Origin of the sequence: Ideonella margarita (assembly GCF_038066635.1) — a bacterium.
GTDB classification, from domain to species: domain Bacteria; phylum Pseudomonadota; class Gammaproteobacteria; order Burkholderiales; family Burkholderiaceae_C; genus Ideonella; species Ideonella margarita.
The window spans coordinates 62,722-82,897 of record NZ_JBBUTI010000016.1 but is presented as its reverse complement, the minus strand read 5'-3'; the positions used below and the strand labels follow the sequence as shown (position 1 = coordinate 82,897).

General features: G+C 66.7%; 20 protein-coding genes and 1 tRNA gene. 13 read left to right on the top strand and 8 right to left on the bottom strand.

All coding sequences use genetic code 11. The annotated features are described in order from the left end of the window. The 3 genes from AACH00_RS18735 to AACH00_RS18725 all read left to right on the top strand — a co-directional run. Nucleotides 1-273, top strand: a 273-nt coding sequence (locus AACH00_RS18735; RefSeq protein ID WP_341400706.1) for a hypothetical protein, incomplete at its 5' end; no start/stop codon positions are given. A 705-nt stretch (nucleotides 274-978) separates the two neighbouring features. Beyond that, nucleotides 979-2,652, top strand: a complete 1,674-nt coding sequence (locus tag AACH00_RS18730; protein ID WP_341400705.1) for an AAA family ATPase — start codon at nucleotides 979-981, stop codon at nucleotides 2,650-2,652. 45 nt (nucleotides 2,653-2,697) lie between these two features. Next, nucleotides 2,698-3,573 carry a DNA adenine methylase gene (locus tag AACH00_RS18725; protein WP_341400704.1) on the top strand — a complete coding sequence of 292 codons (876 nt, stop codon included), beginning with the start codon at nucleotides 2,698-2,700 and terminating at the stop codon, nucleotides 3,571-3,573. 620 nt (nucleotides 3,574-4,193) lie between these two features. Here AACH00_RS18725 and AACH00_RS18720 read toward each other — a convergent pair. Next, nucleotides 4,194-4,269: transfer RNA gene (locus tag AACH00_RS18720), tRNA-Arg, on the bottom strand. Between the two features lie 177 nt (nucleotides 4,270-4,446). Between AACH00_RS18720 and AACH00_RS18715 the strand changes: the two genes are divergently transcribed. Further along, nucleotides 4,447-4,986 carry a c-type cytochrome gene (locus tag AACH00_RS18715; RefSeq protein ID WP_341400703.1) on the top strand — a complete coding sequence of 180 codons (540 nt, stop codon included), beginning with the start codon at nucleotides 4,447-4,449 and terminating at the stop codon, nucleotides 4,984-4,986. A 122-nt stretch (nucleotides 4,987-5,108) separates the two neighbouring features. Here AACH00_RS18715 and AACH00_RS18710 read toward each other — a convergent pair whose 3' ends face one another. From AACH00_RS18710 to purU, 4 genes are read right to left on the bottom strand one after another with little or no spacing between them, the layout of a single operon-like run. Then, nucleotides 5,109-5,654 (bottom strand): DUF2946 family protein, encoded by a 546-nt coding sequence (locus AACH00_RS18710; protein WP_341400702.1) that lies wholly within the window; start codon nucleotides 5,652-5,654, stop codon nucleotides 5,109-5,111. Beyond that, on the bottom strand, nucleotides 5,647-6,621 hold the full coding sequence (locus AACH00_RS18705; RefSeq protein WP_341400701.1) for a YheT family hydrolase: 975 nt from the start codon (nucleotides 6,619-6,621) through the stop codon (nucleotides 5,647-5,649). The genes AACH00_RS18710 and AACH00_RS18705 overlap by 8 nt, the downstream gene beginning before the upstream one ends. A 35-nt stretch (nucleotides 6,622-6,656) precedes the next feature. Continuing rightward, on the bottom strand, nucleotides 6,657-7,109 hold the full coding sequence (locus tag AACH00_RS18700) for a YybH family protein (protein ID WP_341400700.1): 453 nt from the start codon (nucleotides 7,107-7,109) through the stop codon (nucleotides 6,657-6,659). Nucleotides 7,110-7,154: 45 nt separating this feature from the next. Then, on the bottom strand, nucleotides 7,155-8,039 hold the full coding sequence (gene purU / locus AACH00_RS18695) for a formyltetrahydrofolate deformylase (RefSeq protein ID WP_341400699.1): 885 nt from the start codon (nucleotides 8,037-8,039) through the stop codon (nucleotides 7,155-7,157). Between the two features lie 95 nt (nucleotides 8,040-8,134). Between purU and AACH00_RS18690 the strand changes: the two genes are divergently transcribed. From AACH00_RS18690 to cobA, 8 genes are all read left to right on the top strand, one after another. After that, nucleotides 8,135-8,791: a sigma-70 family RNA polymerase sigma factor gene (locus AACH00_RS18690; protein ID WP_341400698.1), complete on the top strand. Its 657-nt coding sequence runs from the start codon at nucleotides 8,135-8,137 to the stop codon at nucleotides 8,789-8,791. Nucleotide 8,792: 1 nt separating this feature from the next. Continuing rightward, a complete protein-coding gene (locus AACH00_RS18685) occupies nucleotides 8,793-9,491 on the top strand; it encodes an anti-sigma factor (protein WP_341400697.1) in 699 nt (232 codons plus the stop codon). Between the two features lie 112 nt (nucleotides 9,492-9,603). Next, nucleotides 9,604-10,173 (top strand): DUF3455 domain-containing protein, encoded by a 570-nt coding sequence (locus AACH00_RS18680; protein WP_423221965.1) that lies wholly within the window; start codon nucleotides 9,604-9,606, stop codon nucleotides 10,171-10,173. A gap of 335 nt (nucleotides 10,174-10,508) precedes the next feature. Then, nucleotides 10,509-11,789, top strand: a complete 1,281-nt coding sequence (locus AACH00_RS18675) for a CmpA/NrtA family ABC transporter substrate-binding protein (protein ID WP_341400696.1) — start codon at nucleotides 10,509-10,511, stop codon at nucleotides 11,787-11,789. 67 nt (nucleotides 11,790-11,856) lie between these two features. Next, entirely contained in the window at nucleotides 11,857-12,768 is a 912-nt protein-coding gene (gene ntrB / locus AACH00_RS18670; RefSeq protein ID WP_341400695.1) for a nitrate ABC transporter permease, read from the top strand. Between the two features lie 18 nt (nucleotides 12,769-12,786). Next, nucleotides 12,787-13,587, top strand: a complete 801-nt coding sequence (locus tag AACH00_RS18665; protein WP_341400694.1) for an ABC transporter ATP-binding protein — start codon at nucleotides 12,787-12,789, stop codon at nucleotides 13,585-13,587. A gap of 76 nt (nucleotides 13,588-13,663) precedes the next feature. Continuing rightward, the gene (gene ybiB / locus AACH00_RS18660) at nucleotides 13,664-14,587 is read left to right on the top strand and encodes a DNA-binding protein YbiB (protein ID WP_341400693.1); all 924 of its coding nucleotides are present in this window, start codon (nucleotides 13,664-13,666) and stop codon (nucleotides 14,585-14,587) included. A 33-nt stretch (nucleotides 14,588-14,620) separates the two neighbouring features. Then, complete coding sequence (gene cobA / locus AACH00_RS18655) at nucleotides 14,621-15,439, top strand: uroporphyrinogen-III C-methyltransferase (protein WP_341400692.1); 819 nt, start codon at nucleotides 14,621-14,623, stop codon at nucleotides 15,437-15,439. On the opposite strand, the gene AACH00_RS18650 is transcribed toward cobA, so the two are convergent. Next, on the bottom strand, nucleotides 15,400-16,515 hold the full coding sequence (locus tag AACH00_RS18650) for an acyltransferase family protein (RefSeq protein WP_341400691.1): 1,116 nt from the start codon (nucleotides 16,513-16,515) through the stop codon (nucleotides 15,400-15,402). The genes cobA and AACH00_RS18650 overlap by 40 nt on opposite strands. 142 nt (nucleotides 16,516-16,657) lie before the next feature. Here AACH00_RS18650 and AACH00_RS18645 point away from each other — a divergent pair, with 142 nt between their 5' ends. Then, the gene (locus AACH00_RS18645; protein ID WP_341400690.1) at nucleotides 16,658-18,397 is read left to right on the top strand and encodes a hypothetical protein; all 1,740 of its coding nucleotides are present in this window, start codon (nucleotides 16,658-16,660) and stop codon (nucleotides 18,395-18,397) included. A gap of 1 nt (nucleotide 18,398) precedes the next feature. On the opposite strand, the gene AACH00_RS18640 is transcribed toward AACH00_RS18645, so the two are convergent. Next, nucleotides 18,399-19,916: a sensor histidine kinase gene (locus AACH00_RS18640; RefSeq protein ID WP_341400689.1), complete on the bottom strand. Its 1,518-nt coding sequence runs from the start codon at nucleotides 19,914-19,916 to the stop codon at nucleotides 18,399-18,401. 35 nt (nucleotides 19,917-19,951) lie between these two features. Beyond that, nucleotides 19,952-20,161: a zinc-finger domain-containing protein gene (locus AACH00_RS18635; RefSeq protein WP_341400688.1), complete on the bottom strand. Its 210-nt coding sequence runs from the start codon at nucleotides 20,159-20,161 to the stop codon at nucleotides 19,952-19,954. Between the last annotated feature and the right edge of the window lie 15 nt (nucleotides 20,162-20,176).

Below are 20,176 nucleotides of genomic sequence, written 5' to 3'. Positions count from 1 at the left end.
CGATGCTCCTGCACCAAGCGCACAGCGCGCTCGCGGACCTCAGGTGAGAACTTGTTCGACTTGTTCATGGCTCCATCTTCTCAAGAGTTGGAGCCTCCTGAAAACCCGGGGCGCTTCACTGACGAATTCTCGAAGCAGATCAAAGAATTTGTACGCCGTGTTAGCTATTGGCGGACTGGGAATGTGGATCTCCAGGCGCGCCTCACGGAGGCCAACGCAGCCATTGCAGAGCTTAGGCGTCGGCGCGACGTTGGGATCCTGCCGAGCGCGTGAGCCTGCTGCCCACCCTTCGGCAGGCAGGTAGACCTCCGGTTGACCAACTGAACAAATCCGTGAGGCGGCTCATACATCCACCGATTCTCCGCTCCGGGCCGGGTCGAGCCTAACGCGAAATGGCGGGCAGGTCGTTCACGCTGAGAGGCAGCGATGTCACATCGCGTGGATCAGCTGACCGATGCATTGCCCACGCTCGCAAACGCACTGCCCGCGAGACTGAACGTCGGCTTGGTGGCGCTTAGCTGGAATTGCCGCCCAGAACCAATTGGCTACTAACGATGCATGGCTGCCAGGCAATTTTTGCAGGCGGCTTCAGACTGTCTGCAGGCGGTCAGTCCCAGCACCTGTATGGCGCCTGAGGCTGAGTCCCGGAATTCAAGGATGGAGAGAAAGAAGGGCCGCTTCACCTAGGTTTTCGACCCTTTGCGCAGGAATGATCTGATCGCGCTCCGTGACTGGCTGCTTTCCCCGAAAGTGACTGGCTCGATTCGACCCGTTGCGGTCTTGGCCGATCGCGGGATCGAAGCCTGAAAGCCGCCGCTCTACGAAGAGGCATTCGGCCTTGCGCGGCCTTTCGCGCAAGGTCCGTGTTGATCGACCGTCGCATCGGTGAGGTGCGAGGCGACACTCTGCGAGAATGAAGCGACGGCGCGCCTGGGAGAGAGCGGCGCGCGACAACCAAACGCATGAGAGCCACGCCCGATGGACAACCTCCCCGAAGGAAGGCGAAAGGCCGAACTCGGACTTTCGAACAACAAGGACATCGCCATCCAGTCGATCCTTGGCATCCGGATCAAAAGCTTCCGATCGCTCAAGGAGCAATCGCTGATCCTCGGCGAACACGTCACGGTGCTTTCCGGACGAAACGGGACGATGAAGACGTCGCTGATGGGGCTGCTCGCGCATCCATTTTCGAGCGATGCGACGGACGCCTTCGGGACGGATCTCAAAACGCCGCTGCAGGAAGTCTTCAAGCTCTCACCCGAGTTCGACACTGACGATTACCTCTATGACATGACGCTCCGCACCGGCTCGGACGACGTCTTGGCCGAGCCAGTTTCGATCTATCGGGTCAAGGACAACACCAATCGCCACCGCATCGTGGTGTCAGGCTCTGAGAAGGGTGACGGAAATTTCGTCTACAACACCTCGTTCCTGAATCTCAAACGACTGTTCCCGCTGGTCGACACAAAGGCCGCTCCGACGACGGACCGAACCATCCGCCTTTCCGACTCGGAGGCTGCCGACCTAAAGGATTTCTACGAGCGGATCTTCCCGAGCTCGGATTACGAGGCCTTCGTCCCCGTACACCAGAAGAAGGTCAAGAGCACCTTCGCGCTCACAGGCGCCACTGCGCGCTATGACTGGCACTCGATCTCATCCGGCGAGGACAACCTCGGCGCGATCTTCAACCGCTTGGTCGGATTCCAACGCGCATTCGCTGCGGGGCAAACGACTGGCAACGGCATCCTGTGCATCGACGAGTTCGAGAGCAGCTTGCATCCCGTGGCTCAGTTGAGGCTGTTCGACTACCTCTATCGTTGGAGCATTAGATACAAGGTGCAAATCGTCATCTCGACGCACTCGCTGCACCTGATCCAGGACCTGTATCTCACGCACTCGGCGAACTTAGCAGCCGGACGCATCGTGATCAACTTCGTCAGCAAGTCCAGCGCGCGAGGTGACAACTTCCCCATTCTTCAAAATCCCGCTTACGAGCTCGCCTACAAGGAGCTCACGCTGTCGAGCCCCGCGAAGGTGGCTGCGGCGCGCAAGGTTAGGGTGTTCTGCGAAGACGAGCACGCGATCCACTTCGCCAAGCGGCTGGTCAAGTCGCAAGATGTCTTGGCCGCCGTGGAGTTCCACTCCTCAATGGACCCAGAAGGCGGCAAGGTCGGAACGAGCTGGCCGGCGTTGAGGAAGCTGTGCGTGGAATATCCACTGCTGTTGGAAGGCTCGCTCGCACTGTTCGACGCCGACGTGGGGAAGTCCGAGCTCGCGAAGGTCACCAATCCCGATCTCTATCTGGTGCTTCCAGATCCGGACTCTCTCGCCATCGAGCGTCGCATGGTCGTTTTCATCATCGGGCTCGACAACGGCGACGAATTCTTCGCAAAGTTCGGGCGGGAGCGGGATGCGTTTCTCGCGGACTTCAAGGCCGCCGACATCAAATCGCTCTCAAGGCCCGACGTGGCCAACCCCGAAAAAACGCCCATCGTGCGATGTAAGGCTTGGGCCGACTCCGACAAGGCGGCATTCAAGAAATACGTCACCTACTACTGTGAGCATTCCGGCCTGCGCGAAGCGTTCCGAACGGCGTTCGTCGAGAAGATCAACAACATCAATCGGCAGCATGGCTTGCCGACGATCGCGTAGCATTGCTCCGAGCCTCTCCGCGGACGCAGTCGACCGGCTTACCCAATGTATTCGAACAAGCTCTATACCCCACTGCGTTACCCCGGCGGCAAAGCCCGCTTCGCTCCGTTCATTGCCGAGACGATGAACGCTAGCGGCTTGCATGGTGGCCACTATTTGGAGCCCTACGCGGGGGGAGCCGGCGTCGCGCTGGAACTGCTTTTTCATGGGCACGCCAGCCACGTCCATATCAACGACCTCGACCCAGCCCTCAACGCGTTCTGGGTTTGCGTGACCCGTCATCCGGAAGAGCTACTCCGGCTTTTGCGCGACACGCCGACTACGATCGAGCAATGGCTGCGATGGCGCGACGTCCTGCGCGAAGCCGCGCCCGCGACCTTAGTGGAGCGGGGGTTCGCCACGCTATTCATGAACAGGACGAACCGCTCCGGCATCCTGAAGGGCGGCGTGATCGGAGGGCTTGATCAGAGCGGGCCCTACAAGCTCGACGCTCGGCTGGACAAGACTACGCTATCCGCTCGCATCGAGCGCATCGCGCAGCGCGCCGACGACATCACGGTTTACTGTGAGGATGCACATGGGTTGCTATCGCGCTGCCATGAGTTTCTTCCGAAAAGCTCTCTCGTCTACCTCGACCCGCCCTACTACGTGAAGGGGCGGGGCCTTTATCGCAACTTCTACAAGCACGAGGACCATCTCGCCATCGCCAAGCTCTTGCAGTCAAGGCGCTTCAAGCGGCCTTGGGTCGTCTCCTACGACAACGCTGACGAGATCTGCGAGATGTATTCGATGAGCGAGGGCATGAGCTACTCACTGCACTACACGGCACAGAAGCGCTATCTGGGCAGCGAAGTTATGTTTTTCAGTCGCGACTTGTCGATCGCCGAAGAGTTGATACCCAAGCCCAAATTGGCAGCATGACCTTTTGAGCCAGCGGTTCGGCGGCGACCCATCAGCTTTTGGTCCAAATTCACTTGGATAGTTTGCGAAGACCTCGGACGCATCGGTCTCCGCAACCGTCTTAGAGGATCACGCCGACGCAGCTACAACCATGATTACACCCACTAGTTGAAGGCGGGTGACGGTGCTGTGCGCAGCCGGATAGACGCTTTGGGCGCTGATGAGCCCTAGTTTGCGCTCGTTCGGGGACGACTGCTCGTGTCCGTATGTAGACACTGGGACGGCATCCTTGGTAGAGCCCTCTTGCTGCGAAGCGGTGCTTGACGATTGCGGCATGTCCAGCCACGAAGGTTAGAGAACCTGTCGACACTCACTGCCGAAACGCTGTCACAGGCGCAACAGACTCACTGCGTTGAGCAGACTAGCAAGCAATGCCAAACATGTACGCAGCGCGACGCGCGCGGTACCAAGCGCATACCGAGCCTCTGGTGCGGCACGCTCTGACTGGAGCAAGTTGCCTCTGCATTCGCCTAGGTCACAACCAACATGTGGCGAATTTTGACAACAACCAACAGCTGGCAAAACCGCCACGTATTGGTGAACTTGTCAAATTCGAAGGATGCGCTGCTGGGCCATCTGAATGGTGCGCCCGGCTGGGATCGAACCAGCAACCCCTGGCTTCGGAGGCCAGTACTCTATCCATTGAGCTACGGGCGCAGCATGGAAAGGCAGGATTCTAGCAGGCGGGTCCGTGGCTTCTTTGCCCGGCTGCGGCGCCAACGTGACATTCAGCTCACCCGCTGATGCCCCGAGGCGCTGGCTGCTGCATATAATCCGGCGGCTGTACGGGGTGCATTGGGTGCCCCGGCCTCATGCCCAGCGACCGAGGATTCCATGAGCGACGCTCACGATCAAGCACACGACGCCCCGCACGAAGGGCCGATCAAGACGCCCAAGCAACTGATTGCGACCGTGGTCGCCTCGTTTGTGGTGCCGATTCTGGCCATCATCCTGCTGATCAACTACGTGTCGCTCAGCCCGAAGAAGGCCGCTGGCACCGAGGCCCTCGAAGCCGAAGCCACGGCAGCCCGCATCCAGCCGGTTGGCCGGATCGAGCTGAAGCCGGCAGGCGCTGCCGCCGTGCTGCGCGCTGGCGAAGAAGTGTTCACCGCGCAATGCTCGGCTTGCCACACCGCAGGTGCCATGGGCGCCCCGAAGCTGGGTGATGCCGGCGCCTGGGGCCCGCGTCTGGGCCAAGGCTACGAAAAGCTGCTGACCTCGGCCCTGAAGGGCAAGGGCAACATGGCAGCCCAGGGCGGCGGCGAATACTCCGACGTTGAAGTCGGCCGCGCGGTGGTCTACATGGCCAACAAGGGCGGTGCCAAGTTCGACGAACCCAAGGCCCCGGCTGCTGCTGCCAGCGCAGCACAGTAAGCGCTTGCAAGGCTGCCTGCGCTTGATGCGCGGCGCCCTGCCAAGAAGAAGCCACCCTCGGGTGGCTTTTTTGTTGCCTGCCTGGAGCTGCTGATGCGTGGGCGCAGCCTCAGTGCGCCAAGTCAGCGCGCCAGCGCCTGCGGGCTCAGCACGTAGCCAAACCGGGCGGGCATGTCAGCAAAGGCCAATTCATGCGGCTCGGGCCAGGCACCGGTTTCGATGGCGTCGGCCGCCAGGCCCATGTCGAGCGTGTGCACCAGGCCGAAGCCGATGTTGGTATCTAGAAATAAGCGCCCGTGCTCGTCGAGCCAGGTGGCCACCACCTGCGCCGGCTCACCCGCCGCCGACAGCAGCTCGGGCACTACCGCCCCGCCAATCGGCGCATTCAGGCGCCAGACCCGCGGTGCCGCTTCGAGCTCGATGAACACGCGCTGCGGGCCATTCTGGAAGTACCAGCAGCCGCGCTCGTCCGACGCGCAATTGCGCTCGATGAAGGCGCGCAGCTGCACATGCAGCACCTGGCTGCCCTTGGGGTGCGGAAAGGGCCCGGCTGCCTGCGTGGGGTCGTCGCGCATGAACCATTCACCGCGTGCATCCAGCCCCAGCCAGTTGTAGCAAGCCGGCACCTGCGGCCATTTGGCCATCGCGGCCTTGACGATGTCATCCATGCGCTGCCTCGCTCAACCAGTGGCACACCGCCTGCGGCATGTGCCACACATGCCCCGGGAAACGTCCGGCCGGAAAGCCCACATGCCCGCCGTGCGGCGGCTGCCACAGCGTCACATGGCTGCCCACGTCGCTCTGCACGGGCAAGCTGCTGGCGGGCACGAAGGGGTCGTTCAGCGCATTCAGCACCAGCCCCGGAATGCGCAGGCTGGCCAGATGCGGCTTGGCTGACGCTCGCGCCCAGTAGTCTTCCGTGTCGCGAAAGCCGTGCAGCGGTGCGGTGAAGATGTTGTCGAACTCGTAGAGGTCTTGCGCCGCCATCAGGCGCTCGCGCGAGAACAGGCCCGGGTGCTGGTCCAGCTTGGCCAGCGCCTTGGGCTTCATGCTGCGCAGGAACATGCGGGTGTAGATCTGCCGGCTGAAGCCGCGGCCGATGGCCTCGCCGCTGCGCGCCAGGTCGATGGGTGAGCAGATGGCGGCCACACCGCTCGCCACGGCGGCGGCGCTGTCGCCGGCCTCCTGGGCCCACCGCAGCAGCGCATTGCCGCCCAGCGATACACCGGCCGCCATCAGCGGCTGCCGGGTGCGTGCGCGCAGCCGGGTCAATATCCAGCCGATTTCCTCGAAGTCGCCCGAGTGATAAGCCCGCGGCGCCAGGTTCAGCTCACCCGAGCAGCCGCGGAAATGCGGAATCGCGAACGACCAGCCCAGGGACTGCGCCTGCTCGGCAAAGGCTTGCGAGTAGTGGCTGGCCGACGAGCCTTCCAGCCCGTGGAACATCACCAGCCACGGCGCGTTGGCATCAGGTGCGGGGCGCAGGTCGACGTCGATGAAATCGCCGTCCGGCGTGTGCCAGCGCTCGCGCAGGAACACCGGCGTGGGCCCGCGGGTGCGGCGGCCCATCAAGGCCGGCCAGATGGTCTGCACGTGGCCGGTGGGCAGCCACGCGGGCGCGCGGAAATGCTGCATCGGCTGCATCGGCTGAACGAACGGCGTGGCGGTGGTCAGTGCAGCACCGCCGGGGTTTCGATCACCTCGGGCGGCTCGTTCGGCGTGCCGGGGCTGGCATGGTGCGCCACCATGCGCCAGCCGTGCGCGGTTTTCAGATAGACGTTGGTGGCCATCACATAGCCGGTGCGTGCACCTTCGGCGGTGGCCAGCTGCACCTTTTCAACCACGCTGTGCATGGCGCAGCCCAGGCTGTGCACGCGGCGCACATTGCCGGGCTCGACATGCACGGCGCCGTTGCTGAACACGGCTTCAAAGGCCGCCCGCACCGCCGCCTGGCCCACCATGCGCGGCCCGCCCGGGTGCACGCAGATCACCTCTTCGTCGTCCGCCCAGACGGCCATCAGCTTGTCGAGGTCGGCTTCACGCAGGGCCTCGTAGAACTGCTGCTCGACGTCTTCGGGCGACGCCATCAGCGCGGCAGTCTGAACCTTCTTGGCACGGGTCATGGGCAGCCTCTCGGACGCGGGGGCAGGGGCAGGAACTGAAGGGTGTCAGCGGAACACGACCGTCTTGTGACCGTTCATCAGCACGCGGCGCTCGACGTGCCAGCGCACCGCGCGGGCCAGCACCACGCACTCCACATCGCGGCCCACGGCCGTCAGGTCTTCGCCCGACAGCGAGTGGTCCACGCGCTCGACGTCCTGCTCGATGATCGGACCTTCATCCAGATCGGGCGTGACGTAGTGGGCCGTGGCGCCGATCAGCTTCACGCCGCGCGCATGGGCCTGGAAGTACGGCTTCGCGCCCTTGAAGCTGGGCAGGAAGCTGTGGTGGATGTTGATGGCACGGCCCCGCAGCGCAGCGCAGAACTCGGGCGACAGGATCTGCATGTAGCGCGCCAGCACCACCAGGTCGATGCCCTGCTGCTCGACGATCGCCTCGATCTGCTGCTCCTGCGCGCGCTTGGTGGCGGCGTCCGAGCCACCCACCAGCGGCAGGTGATGGAAGGCGATGCCGTAGCTTTCGACCAGCGACTTGAAGGTGGTGTGGTTCGAGACGATGGCCGGGATGTCGACCGGCAGCTGGCCGCTTTTCCAGCGGAACAGCAGGTCATTCAGGCAGTGGCCATGCTGGCTGACCATCAGCAGCACCTTCGGGCGGGCGTCCACGGCATGGATGGTGGCGCTCATCTGGAACTGCTCGCGCACGTGGCCGAACAGGCGGTCCAGCGTGGCCACGTCGGCCAGGTGGGTGGGGGCCTCGAAGTGGACCCGCATGAAGAACAGGCCGGTGGCGCCCTCGCCCAGCACGTCGCCGAACTGCTGCGAATCGATGATGTTGCAGCCGGCCTGGTAGAGCAGGCCCGAGACGTTGTGAACGATGCCCTTGGTGTCGCGGCACGACAGGGTGAGGATGAATTCTTGCGGACGAGACATAAGGCGCGATTGTACGGACGCACCCTAGAATCAGTCGGTCTCCCCCCACACGGAGGCACGGCCATCCCGCCTGGACCCTCTTTGCCTCGAGCATCATGGCCCTGAACGCTCCCTCTTCGGCCAACGCTTCAGCCACCGCGCCGCCCGCCCAGGACCGCGCGCAACTGCTGGCCAGCACCCTCGCCCGGGTGGCGATGGGTGATCGCGCGGCATTTCGCACGCTTTATGACCTGACCGCACCGCATCTGCTGGGCGTCATCCTGCGTATCAACAAGGACCGGGCACAGGCGGAAGACCTGTTGCAGGAAGTGTTTGTGAAGGTCTGGGGGGCTGCCGGCGGTTTTGACGCGCAGCGCGCCCAGGCCATGACGTGGCTGACGAGCATTGCCCGGAATCGGGCGATCGACAGCCTGCGACGCAAACAGACCGAACCCACTTGGGTCACCAGCCGACCAGGCGCCGAGGACCAGGACGACGACATGCTTGACCAGATGGCCAGTGACAACGATGGACCGATGGACCTGCTCGGGCAGGCGGTGCAGGCGCGCGCCATCAAGGTGTGCATGGGCGGCTTGAGCGGCGAGCAGCAGCAAAGCCTGGCGCTGGCCTTCTACCAGGGCCTGAGCCATGCCGAGGTGGCCGAGCACCTGAAGCAGCCGCTGGGTTCGGTGAAGAGCTGGGTGCGCCGCGGTTTGCAGGCGCTGCGGACCTGCCTGGAGCGCGCTGGCGCCCTTCAGGCGCTGGAGAGCTGACATGGACTATTCACGCCCCCGCCTCGCTGATCGCCTGGCCGCCAACTATGTGCTGGGCACCCTGCGTGGCGCCGCTCGCCGCCGTCTCGAAACCCTGCTGCCCGCCCATCCGTCGCTGCGCCAGGCGGTCAACCGCTGGCAGGACGCGCTGGTGCCGCTGGCCAGCACGGTGCCGCCGGTCGCCCCCACCGCGGCTGTGTGGACGCGCCTGGAAACCCGCCTCTTCGGCGCGGCAGAAGCCCCGCTGTCGTGGTGGCAACGGCTGTTGCCCTGGCGCGCCGCCACTGGTGTTGCCACCGCTGCGGCCCTGGTGATGGGCGTGGCCTTGAGCATTCCGCCGCCGGCGCAGTCGCCCGTGGTGATCGTCATGTCGCCCAATGAAGCCGCGGCGGCCGGGCCTGCGCTGCTGTCGAAGGCGAAGTTCGTCGCCAGCGTCAGCGGAGATGGCCGCGCCCTGGTGCTGAAGCCGCTGGATGCGCTGCCGCTGGATGCTGGCAGGGCGCTGGAGCTGTGGGCCGTGCCGGCACAGGGCGCGCCGCGTTCGCTCGGCCTGGTGGCCGGTGACCACAGCACCCAGGTGCTGCGGGCCAAGCTGCTGAAAGACACCGCCGCGTTTGCCGTGAGCGTCGAGCCCGACGGTGGCTCGCCCACAGGCGCCCCCACCGGCCCGATCATTTCGGTGGGCAAACTGGAAACCTGAAAGTTTCTGGCATCGGCCTGCATCCGTTCTGGCAACGGCTGCGTACAAGTAGAGGTGCCCCGAGTGGCACCTCTATTTTTTTCGCAGCCCACATCGTCAAAAAGGATCCGCCATGAACCGCCACCCTCTCGTTCGCGCCGCCACCCTGATCACCCTGATCGCCTCCGCCGCCGTGCTGAGCGCCTGCGGCAGCATGGCCCCGGCCGCCATGGCGCCGAAGATCGACAACGCCAGCCTGCCTGAAGCCGTGCGCGTGCCGGCCGGCCAGCGCCAGACCATGTTCACCGTCGGCAAGGGCGAGCTGACCTATGAGTGCCGCGCCAAGAAAGACATGCCGAGCGCGATGGAATGGGCCTTCGTGGGCCCGGTGGCCGGCCTGACGGACGCGGGCGGCAAGGCCGTCGGCAAGTACTACGCCGGCCCGACCTGGGAATCGATGGACGGCTCGAAGGTCACCGGCAAGCAAGTCGCCGTGGCCCCGGCCATGGCCGGCAGCATCCCGTTGCAGCTGGTGAAGGCCGACCCGGCCACCGGCATGGGCGCCATGCAGGGCGTGAGCTACATCCAGCGCCTGAACACCAAGGGCGGCGTCGCCCCGGCTGAAGCTTGCAGCAGCGACAAGCTCGGCCAGCGCCGCGTGGTGGCCTACCAGGCCGACTACGTGTTCTACGCCGCCAACTGAGCCGGCAGCCCTGAGCCCGGCTCCGGCCGGGCCACGCATTACCCTGGTGGCGCAGCGCCCTGATGGTGCGCCGCACCATCAAGTGCCGCCCTCTGGGCACAGCACTGGTGCAACCCCTCATCGGTCAGCCCTTCGCAAGGAGGGTGAGCCGGCAAAACCCGCTTGGCACACCGTTTGCATGTGCATGCCTGCAGTCCAACGGTGGGCTGCACGATCAAGTTGTATTACCAAGCGGATTTGGACAAAGGCGTCCGACCGACCCGGCTTCAGCGTCGGGTTGTCGGGCGCCTTCTTTTTTGCCGTCTCACTTTCATCCAGCACGAAGGACTTGCCCCATGCATTCCCCCGACAACGCCGCGCCGTCTTCGCGTGATGTGACCGCGAGCACCGCCCCCGATCTCAGCCGCCGCCTCGTGCTGCAGGCCGCCGGTGCGGCCGTGGCCGGCGCCGGTTTGCTGCCGGGTGGTGCCTGGGCCCAGGGCTCGGACAAGCCCGAGAAGGAAGAAGTGCGGATCGGCTTCATCCCGCTGACCGACTGCGCCAGCGTGGTGATGGCCTCGGTGCTGGGCTTCGACAAGAAGTACGGCATCAAGATCATCCCGACCAAGGAAGCCTCCTGGGCCGGCGTGCGCGACAAGCTGGTCAACGGCGAGCTCGACATGGCGCATGTGTTGTACGGCCTGATCTACGGCGTGCACCTCGGCGTGAGCGGTCCGAAGAAGGACATGGCCGTGCTGATGACCCTGAACAACAACGGCCAGGCCATCACGCTCTCCAGGAAGCTGGCCGACGCTGGCGCGGTGGACGGCCCGTCGCTGGCCAAGGTGATGGCCAAGGACAAGCGCGAATACACCTTCGCCCAGACCTTCCCGACCGGCACCCACGCGATGTGGCTGTACTACTGGATGGCCGCCGCGGGCGTGAACCCGATGAAGGACGCCAAGGTCATCACCGTGCCGCCGCCGCAGATGGTGGCCAACATGCGCGTGGGCAACATGGACGGCTACTGCGTGGGTGAGCCCTGGAACCACCGCGCCATCATCGACAACATCGGCATCACGGCCGCCACCACCCAGGACATCTGGAAGGACCACCCCGAGAAGGTGCTGGGCACCACGGGCGACTTCGTCAAGAAATACCCGAACACCGCCCGCGCCGTGGTGATGGCCGTGCTGGAAGCCGGCCGGTGGATCGACGCCAACCTGTCGAACAAGAACAAGATGGCCGAGACGATCGCCGACAAGGCCTACGTCAATACCAGCGTCGACGCGATCAACCAGCGCATCCTGGGCCGCTACCAGAACGGCCTGGGCAAGACCTGGGACGACCCCAACCACATGAAGTTCTTCAACGACGGCGCGGTGACCTTCCCGTACCTCAGCGACGGCATGTGGTTCCTCACCCAGCACAAGCGCTGGGGCTTGCTGAAGGATCACCCGGACTACCTGGGCGTGGCCAAGCAGATCAACCAGATCGACATCTACAAGCAGGCCGCCTCGGCCCTGAAGATCAGCGTGCCCAAGGACGTGATGCGCACCAGCAAGCTGATGGACGGCGTGGTCTGGGACGGCAAGGATCCGAAGAAGTACGCCGACAGCTTCGCCGTGCGCGCCTGACCTTGATCACCTCCGGACGGCGTCTGTTGCCGCCGCCCTCACCTGTTGCCACGCACTGGAGCCCACCATGGTCAGCGCCGTTTTTCACAGCCCGATGAACCCGACACCCACCGCCTCGGCGCCTGCGGGCACTGACGCACCAGCCGTTGCGCCTGCCGTTGTCGCTGCCGTCGTGGCGCCACCGAAGCCCGCCCGCAGCCCCTTCGACTGGCGCGGCCTGTGGCTGCAGGTGCTGCCACCGGTGCTGGGCCTGGGCCTGATGATCGGCATCTGGGCGCTGCTGACGATCAAGTCGGGCAGCGGCATCCCGACGCCGATGCAAACCTGGGAAGCCGCCGTCAAGCTGTTCGCCGATCCGTTCTACCGCAACGGGCCGAACGACCAGGGCATCGGCTGGAACATCCTGTTCTCGCTGGAGCGGGTGGCGGTGGGCTTCGGTCTGGCGGCGCTGGTGGGCATTCCGCTGGGCTTCATCATCGGGCGCTTCACCTTCATCAACCGCATGGTGTCGCCGCTGATCAGCCTGCTCAAGCCGGTGTCGCCGCTGGCCTGGCTGCCGATCGGCCTGCTGGTGTTCAAGAGCGCCAACCCGGCCGCCATCTGGACGATCTTCATCTGCTCGATCTGGCCGATGGTGGTGAACACCGCGGTGGGCGTGCAGCGCGTGCCGCAGGACTACCTGAACGTCGCCAAGGTGCTGAACCTGAGCGAGTGGAAGGTGCTGACGAAGATCCTGTTCCCCTCGGTGCTGCCCTACATGCTGACCGGCGTGCGCCTGAGCGTGGGCACGGCCTGGCTGGTGATCGTGGCGGCCGAGATGCTGACCGGCGGCGTCGGCATCGGCTTCTGGGTCTGGGACGAATGGAACAACCTGAATGTGCAGCACATCATCATCGCCATCTTCGTGATCGGCGTGGTGGGCCTGCTGCTGGAACAGGCGCTGATGCTGCTGGCGCGCCGCTTCTCGTTTGACGACTGAACCCGAAAGGCCCAAGCCATGTCCGCATTCATCGAAGTCCAGGGTGCTGAAGTCACCTTTCAAACCCGCAAGGGCCCGTTCCAGGCGCTGCGCGACATCGATCTGAAGATCGAGAAGGGCGAGTTCGTCACGCTGATCGGCCACTCGGGCTGCGGCAAATCGACGCTGCTGAACCTGATCGCCGGCCTGCTGGCGCCCACCGGCGGCGTGCTGATCTGCGACAACCGCGAGATCAAGGGCCCGGGCCCCGAGCGCGGCGTGGTGTTCCAGAACCATTCGCTGCTGCCCTGGCTGACCTGCTTCGACAACGTCTACCTGGCGGTGGAGCGCGTCTTCAGCGCCACCGAAGGCAAGCCGGCCCTGAAGGCCCGCACCGCAGCCGCGCTGGAGCTGGTGGGCATGAGCCACGCCACCCACAAGCGGCCGCATGAGATCTCGGGCGGCATGAAGCAGCGCGTGGGCATTGCCCGTGCACTGGCGATGGAGCCCAAGGTGCTGCTGATGGACGAGCCCTTCGGCGCCCTGGACGCGCTGACCCGCGCCAAGCTGCAGGACGAGCTGCTGAAGATCGTGGCCCGCACCAAGAGCACCGTGGTGATGGTGACCCACGACGTCGACGAAGCCGTGCTGCTGAGCGACCGCATCGTGATGATGACCAACGGCCCGAGCGCCACCATCGGCGAGATCCACGACGTGCGCCTCGCCCATCCGCGTGACCGCGTCGCGCTGGCCGAAGACCCGGTCTACGTGCAGGCGCGCAAGGCGGTCATCGACTTCCTCTACACGCGCCACGCACACGTCGAGAAGGTCGCGGCCTGATCGACGCGGGGTGGATGCTCGCCGCGGTTGTCACAGAGGCCATTCGCAGCAGCAAGGCTCCGAAGACAATCGCGCCATGAGCATCGCCCCTTACCTGAAAGAAATCGGCCGCGGCAAGGACGGCGCCCGCGCCCTGAGCCGGGCCCAGGCCTGTGACTTGATGAGCCAGCTGCTTGACGGCCAGTTGAGTGATCTGGAGAAGGGCGGCTTCGCGCTGGCCATGCGCATCAAGGGCGAAACGCCCGACGAGCTGGCCGGCTTCATGGACGCGGTGCTGCCGCGCACCCTGGCCCTGCAGGCGCCCGCGCCGGCCATCGTGCTGCCCAGCTACAACGGCGCCCGCAAGCTGCCCAACCTGACGCCGCTGCTGGCGGGCCTGCTGGCGCGCAGCGGTGTGCCGGTGCTGGTGCACGGCTTCGCCGAAGACCCGACCCGCGTGACCACCGCGCAGATCTTCGAAGCGCTCGGCTGGCCCGTGGCCACCGACGCCGCCAGCGCGCAATCCGCCTGGGGCCGCGCGCAGCCGGTGTTCATGCCGCTGGATGTGCTGCACCCCTCACTGGCCGGCCTGCTGCGGCTGCGGCAGGTGCTGGGCCTGCGCAACCCCGGGCACACGCTGGCCAAGCTGCTGCCGGCCGTGCCCGGCGCGCTGCGCGTGGTCAACCACACCCACCCGGAATACGCGGTGAGCCTGGCGGAGTTTCTGGCGCTGACCCAGGCCCACGCCCTGCTGCTGCGCGGCACCGAAGGTGAGCCCGTGGCCGATGCCCGCCGCCTGCCGGCGCTGAAGTGTTTTGTGGCCGGCCAGCTGAGCCCACAGCTCAGCCTGGACGCCCAGGGCGGCTCACTCGCGCATGTGCCCGAGCTGCCCGCCGCGATTGACCCAGCCACCACCGCGCAGCTGGTGAACGCCATGCTCGCGGGCGAGTTGCCGGTGCCCGAGCCCATCCAGCGCCAGCACGCCTGCCTGCTCGCGCTGCGCCAGGCGGTGCCGGCCTGAAGCACCGTCGTCCCCTCACGCCTTGAGCCCACCATGTCCCCCACGCCACCGCTGACCGTGCACCCCGTTCATCTGGTGGGCGCCGGCCCGGGCGATCCGGAGCTGCTGACGCTCAAGGCCGCGCGCGTGCTGCGCGAAGCCACCGTGGTGCTGGTAGACGACCTGGTGGGCGAGCAGGTGCTGGCCTCGGTGCTGGAAGGCACGGATCGGGCACCGCGCCTGGTGCAGGTCGGCAAGCGCGGCGGTTGCGCGTCTACGCCGCAGGCCTTCATCAACAAGCTGCTGGTGCGCGAGGCCCTGGCCGGCGAAAAGGTGGTGCGGCTCAAGGGCGGTGACCCGCTGATCTTCGGCCGTGCCGGCGAAGAAGTAGCCGCGCTGCGCGAAGCCGGCGTGCCGGTGGTCGTGGTCAACGGCATCACCTCGGGCCTGGCCGCCGTGAACGCTTTGGGCTGCGGCTGGACCGACCGCGCCGCCGGCGCCCAGGGCGTGATGCTGGTGACCGGTCATCCACAACCCGGCAGCGCCGGCCCGGACTGGCCCGCCATCGCCCGCGTGGCCGCCAGCGGCGTGACGCTGGTGATCTACATGGGCGTGTCGCAGGCGCCCAGCATCGTCCACGGCCTGCTCAGCCACTTGCCGGCGGACCTGCCCGCCGCCGCCGTGCAGCACGCCAGCACGCCGCAGGAGCGCCGCACCGTCACCACCCTGGGCGCGCTGGTGGAGACACTGGCGCGCGAGCGCATCGGCAGCCCGGCGGTGCTGGTGATCGGGCGCGTTCTGGAGGTCGCGGTGGATGTGGCTACAGCCACCCTTCAACCCGCCGCACTCAACGCAGCAGCAGCCGCCGCCTGACGCCGCTGCCTCCGGCGGTGCAGCCACGCCAGCGCGGGTGATTCCACCGCATGCCAGGAAGCCACCGCCAGCGCCAGCGTGATGACGCCGGCCACGCCCGTCAGCCCCCACGGCCCCAGCCCGGGCCAGGCCAGCAGGCACAGCTGCTGCACCGGAAAGGCGTAGATGTAGACGCCGTAGGAATAGTCGCCCAGCCGGTTCCAGGCGCGCCACGGGCCGGCCGGCACGAAGGCCATCCAGCACACCACCAGCGGCATCGCCAGCCGGTACACCGGCTCGAACACCCGCGGTGACACGGCCGCGCCGGCCACCATCGCCAGCAGCGCCACCGCCACGATCAACAACCCGCGCGGCCCGCCCAGCTGCACCTGATGCCGCCAGGCATGCAGCGCCGCACCGGTGAAGAACATGCCGCCCATGCGGACCAGGTCAGAGCGGTCGCTGGCGCCGAGTTGCCACAGCGCCAGCGCGCTCAAGCCCACCGCCGCCAGCGTCACCAGCCACCGCAAGCGCGCCAAGGCCCGGGCCGGCGCCCAGCGCTGCAGCAGCCACCAGGCCAGCGCCAGCAGCAGGTACAGGCGCAGCTCATGCCGCAGCGTCCACAAAGAGCCATTGACCACGCCGGCAAAGGGCTGGGCCTCGAACGCGCCGGGCAGCACGGCCTCGGCGCCAAGCACCATCGTGCCGTTGCGCAGCAGGTAGCGCCAGGTCTGCGGGTCAGTGAAAAACGCAGCGGGCGATGCCGACGTGGCGCACCAGCCCACCACGAGCACGGTCAGCAGCAAGGCCACCCACAGGCCGGGGTAGATGCGGACGGCGCGCGCCATCAGGTAGGGCCAGATGCTGGCTTGCTTGACCAGGCTGCCAGTCACCAGAAAGCCGCTGATGACGAAGAAGATGTCGACGGCCATGCCGCCCGGCGAGCGACCCAGCACGGCGTCCCAGGGCTCGGCATGCGGGTTGCCGCTGGCGATCACGAAGCTGTGGCTGACCAGCACCATGGCGGCGGCCACGATGCGGATCAGGTTGAGGTTGTTGTCCCGGCCGCGGGCGAGGTGATCGAGCGAAGTGGTCAAGGCGAATCCGGTGGGAAGGTGGCTGGCGCGCAGGGCATTGTGTTGGCAGTGTGGCTGCCAAATCACGCGCTGGTGTGGCGGGTGTGCCGTGTCCCCCCAATCCGGCACACGGCTGCGGCGCGAATGCCGCGACACTGCCGGCATGCCGCCACGCACCACACATCGCAGCCCGCCCGCACACACACTCACCCGCCGCCGCGCCTTGCAAGGCGCCGTGAGTGGCTCGGTGGGCCTGGGCGGTGCGCTGGACAGTCTGGCCGGCCCGCCGCCGCGCGTGCCGGTGCAGGCCGCCAGCCACCCGGTGCGCCTGCGCGTGGACGCCACGGCCACCGGCCGGCCGGCGCGGCCCCAGCTGCTGGGCAGCAACACGCCCTGGGTGTATGGCAGCGAAGGCCTGATGGATGCACGCGGGCAATGGCTGCCGCACATGATCCGCCGTGCCCGCGAACTGGCGCCCACGCTGCTGCGTTACCCCGGCGTGCCCGACACCCATGACTGGCGCCAGGGCATCGGCCCGCTGGCCAGCCGATCACCCGTGTTCGCCTACCCCGGCCAGCCACACCAGACCATCGTCTACGGCACGCAGGAGTTTCTGGAAACCTGCGAAACCGTGGGGGCCGAGCCGATGATCCAGCTCAACCTGCACGACGGCGACGACGCCACGCTGGCCCGGCTCGCGGCGGCCTGGGTGACCCACGTGAACCAGGGCACGCTGGTGTCACGCATCACCGGCCGGCCCTTGCCAAAAGTGCGCTGGTGGGAGTTGGGCAACGAGCCCTACCTGATGGAGGCGACCGAGGCCGACGGCCGCCCCAACCGCCTGATGCTGACGCCCGAAGCCTATGCACAGCGGGTGAACGCCGTGATGGCCGCGGCCCGTGCGGTGGACCCGACGCTGAAGTTCGGCCTGCCCTTCGCCATCGACACCCACTCGGGCCAGCCCTGGCGCAACGGCGGTGACGAGATGGCCAACGTGGTCGGCCCGCAGCTGGGGTTTGCGCGGCGCGTGCTGGGCAAGCTGCAGAGGCCGCAAGACATCGGCTGGCTCTCGCTGCACTGCTACATGCCGCAGCTCAATGACCCGCAGGATGCGCAGGGCCGCCCGCTGCCCTTGCCCGACGCACGCAGCCTGTTCTGGGCCACGGTCGCCGGCAGCGAAACCTGGCGCCACAGCCTGGGCCGCGCCGTGCGGCTTTGGCGTGACCATGCCAGCACGCGGCACCTGCCCGCGCCGCCGATCGCCGTCACCGAATACAACGCGTTCTACAGCACGCGCCGCATCAACGGCCAGGACGCACCAGAGAACACCTGGGTCACCACGCTGACCGGCGCGCTGTATGTGGCCGACCTGCTGCGCATGATGAGCGAGCTGCCCGAGGTGGGCGCGGCGCTGCACTGGTCGCTCAATGGCAACTGGGTGTTTGGCGCGCTGGCCGCCACACCCGTTGGCGCGCCCGAGCGCGAACGCCCTGCCGCCGGCGCGCTGCGCCTGGCCGCGCAGGTGCTGCGTGAAGGCCGATTGCTGGACTGCGGTGTGCAGGTGGCCACCACCGGCGCCGTGAACAAGCGCGTGGGTTTTTGCGCGCCCTGGCCCGAGATGCCGCTGGCCAGCGCCATGGCCAGCCGCAACGGCCAGAAACTGCAGGTGCTGGTGATCCACAAAGACCCCGACCGCGACGCCGACGTGAGCCTGCAGCTGGACCATGCCCAGGTGCGCAGCGCGCAGTTGAAAACCTTGCAGGCCGACGCGACCTTTGATGCGCCCGAAACCGCCCGCGCCAGCCGGCTGGTTCAGCGCGATTGGCAACCGGCTGCGGGCGGGGACGTGACCTGGCGGATGCCACCGGGCAGCATCGCGCTGCTCACCCTGACCCTGGCGTAGTTCAGCCGGCCAGCGGGGCCGAGGGCATGGTGAGCGTGAAGACCGACCCTTGACCGTGCTCACTCCGGGCGGTGATGTGCCCGCCCATGCTGAGCGCCAGCGCCTGGGCCAGCGCCAAGCCGAGGCCCGCGCCTGACACAGGACCGTGGGCCTGGCCGAGGCGGTTGAACGGCTCGAACAGGAAGGGCATCTGCTGCGGCGCGATGCCTTGGCCGGTGTCGTGCACCTGCACTTGCCAGGCACCGGCTTGATCGGCCTGCAAGACCACCCGCACCTCACCGTCTGCGCGGTTGTACTTGATGGCGTTGGTCAACAGGTTGATCAGGGCCTGCTGCAGGCGCTTGCGATCGGCCAGCACCTGCGCAGCGGTTGCGGCCGGGCCGTCCGGCATGCTCACGGTCAGTCGCACCTGGCCGGCCTCGGCCTGCGATCGCACCATCGCGATGCAATCCTGCACCAGCGGCAACAAGGCCACCGGCGTGGCCTGCAGCGACAACTTCTCGCCCTCGACCAACGACAGGTCCAGCAGGTCGCTGATGATGCCCAGCAGGTAATCACCCGCCTGGCGCACCAGCGCCAGGTGCTGCTGCTGGGTGGTGTCGAGGCGCCGGTCAGGGTCCATCTGCAGCAGCTGGGTGAAGCCCAGCACTGCATTCATCGGCGTGCGCAGCTCATGGCTCACCCGCGACAGGAAACGGGTCTTGGCGGCACTGGCCGCCTCGGCCGCCAGGCGTTCACGCTGCGCTTCGGCCAGGGCCACCTGCGCGGTGGCATCGGTCTGGGTGCCGACCATGTAGAGCGGCTCGCCATGCGCATTGCGCTCGACCACGCGGCCGCGCTCTTCCACCCAGCGCCAGTCGCCATTGGCCGCCTTGGCCCGGTAAACCGCGCGGTAGAACGGCGCTTCGCCGTTGACGTGGGCCTCGTAGGCTGCCTCGATGCCGTCGAGGTCATCCGGGTGGATGAGCCGGTTCCAGTCGACCTGGGTGTGGCCGATCTCGCCGACCTCGTAGCCCAGCATCACCGCGCCTTCGTCGATGTCGCCCAGCACGTCGGTGGGAATGTCCCACTCCCAGACGAAGCTGCCGCCCTCGCGCATGGCCTGGCGGATCAGCGTCAGCGATGGCGGCGGGCCGGCATCTGATTCCTGCAGCCAGACGGCCATCATCGAGCCAGCCGTGTCGATCAGTGGCTGCAGGGCATCGAGCAGGCTGCGGCTGCTGCCCTCGGCAGGCAGGCACAGCCAGCCTTGCAGCTGCCCGCCAAAGCACAGCGGCTCCACATCCACCAGGGTGTGGCCAGCGACATGGCCGGCATCGAAGCCCGCGACCGCGGTCTGGCCCGCCACCACGCGCAGACGGCACGGCAGGCCGCTGAGGTGGGTGATGGCGCGCGCCAGGCGCTGCAGCGCATGCGCGCAGTCCTGGCGCTGCAGCTTTTCCAGCAGCACGCCGTGGGCCTCGGCCAGCACCGCCTCACGGCTGGGCAAACCGGGCTGCTCGGGCGGCAATGGGCTCATGAGATGGCCGGAGCTGGAAGATTCCGGCCGCAGGCTCAGTGGCCTGCCGAGATCTTCTCGCCCGCCTTCAGGCGGTACACGGTGCCGCAGTACGGGCACTTGCCTTCACCGGTGTGGCTCAGGTCCACGTAGACCTTGGGGTGGTTGCTCCACAGGGTCATCTTGGGGTTCGGGCAGAAGACCACGCCGGGGCCGTGCAGGTCCTGGGCAGTGACTTCAACGACGGATTTCTGCTGTTCGCTCATGGGGTACCTTGTGCG

Coding starts and splice junctions, on each gene's coding strand:
- AACH00_RS18730 (WP_341400705.1), top strand. CDS start 979: ATGGACAACCTCCCCGAAGGAAGGCGAAAGGCCGAACTCGGACTTTCG.
- AACH00_RS18725 (WP_341400704.1), top strand. CDS start 2,698: ATGTATTCGAACAAGCTCTATACCCCACTGCGTTACCCCGGCGGCAAA.
- AACH00_RS18715 (WP_341400703.1), top strand. CDS start 4,447: ATGAGCGACGCTCACGATCAAGCACACGACGCCCCGCACGAAGGGCCG.
- AACH00_RS18710 (WP_341400702.1), bottom strand. CDS start 5,654: ATGGATGACATCGTCAAGGCCGCGATGGCCAAATGGCCGCAGGTGCCG.
- AACH00_RS18705 (WP_341400701.1), bottom strand. CDS start 6,621: ATGCAGCATTTCCGCGCGCCCGCGTGGCTGCCCACCGGCCACGTGCAG.
- AACH00_RS18700 (WP_341400700.1), bottom strand. CDS start 7,109: ATGACCCGTGCCAAGAAGGTTCAGACTGCCGCGCTGATGGCGTCGCCC.
- purU (WP_341400699.1), bottom strand. CDS start 8,039: ATGTCTCGTCCGCAAGAATTCATCCTCACCCTGTCGTGCCGCGACACC.
- AACH00_RS18690 (WP_341400698.1), top strand. CDS start 8,135: ATGGCCCTGAACGCTCCCTCTTCGGCCAACGCTTCAGCCACCGCGCCG.
- AACH00_RS18685 (WP_341400697.1), top strand. CDS start 8,793: ATGGACTATTCACGCCCCCGCCTCGCTGATCGCCTGGCCGCCAACTAT.
- AACH00_RS18680 (WP_423221965.1), top strand. CDS start 9,604: ATGAACCGCCACCCTCTCGTTCGCGCCGCCACCCTGATCACCCTGATC.
- AACH00_RS18675 (WP_341400696.1), top strand. CDS start 10,509: ATGCATTCCCCCGACAACGCCGCGCCGTCTTCGCGTGATGTGACCGCG.
- ntrB (WP_341400695.1), top strand. CDS start 11,857: ATGGTCAGCGCCGTTTTTCACAGCCCGATGAACCCGACACCCACCGCC.
- AACH00_RS18665 (WP_341400694.1), top strand. CDS start 12,787: ATGTCCGCATTCATCGAAGTCCAGGGTGCTGAAGTCACCTTTCAAACC.
- ybiB (WP_341400693.1), top strand. CDS start 13,664: ATGAGCATCGCCCCTTACCTGAAAGAAATCGGCCGCGGCAAGGACGGC.
- cobA (WP_341400692.1), top strand. CDS start 14,621: ATGTCCCCCACGCCACCGCTGACCGTGCACCCCGTTCATCTGGTGGGC.
- AACH00_RS18645 (WP_341400690.1), top strand. CDS start 16,658: ATGCCGCCACGCACCACACATCGCAGCCCGCCCGCACACACACTCACC.
- AACH00_RS18640 (WP_341400689.1), bottom strand. CDS start 19,916: ATGAGCCCATTGCCGCCCGAGCAGCCCGGTTTGCCCAGCCGTGAGGCG.
- AACH00_RS18635 (WP_341400688.1), bottom strand. CDS start 20,161: ATGAGCGAACAGCAGAAATCCGTCGTTGAAGTCACTGCCCAGGACCTG.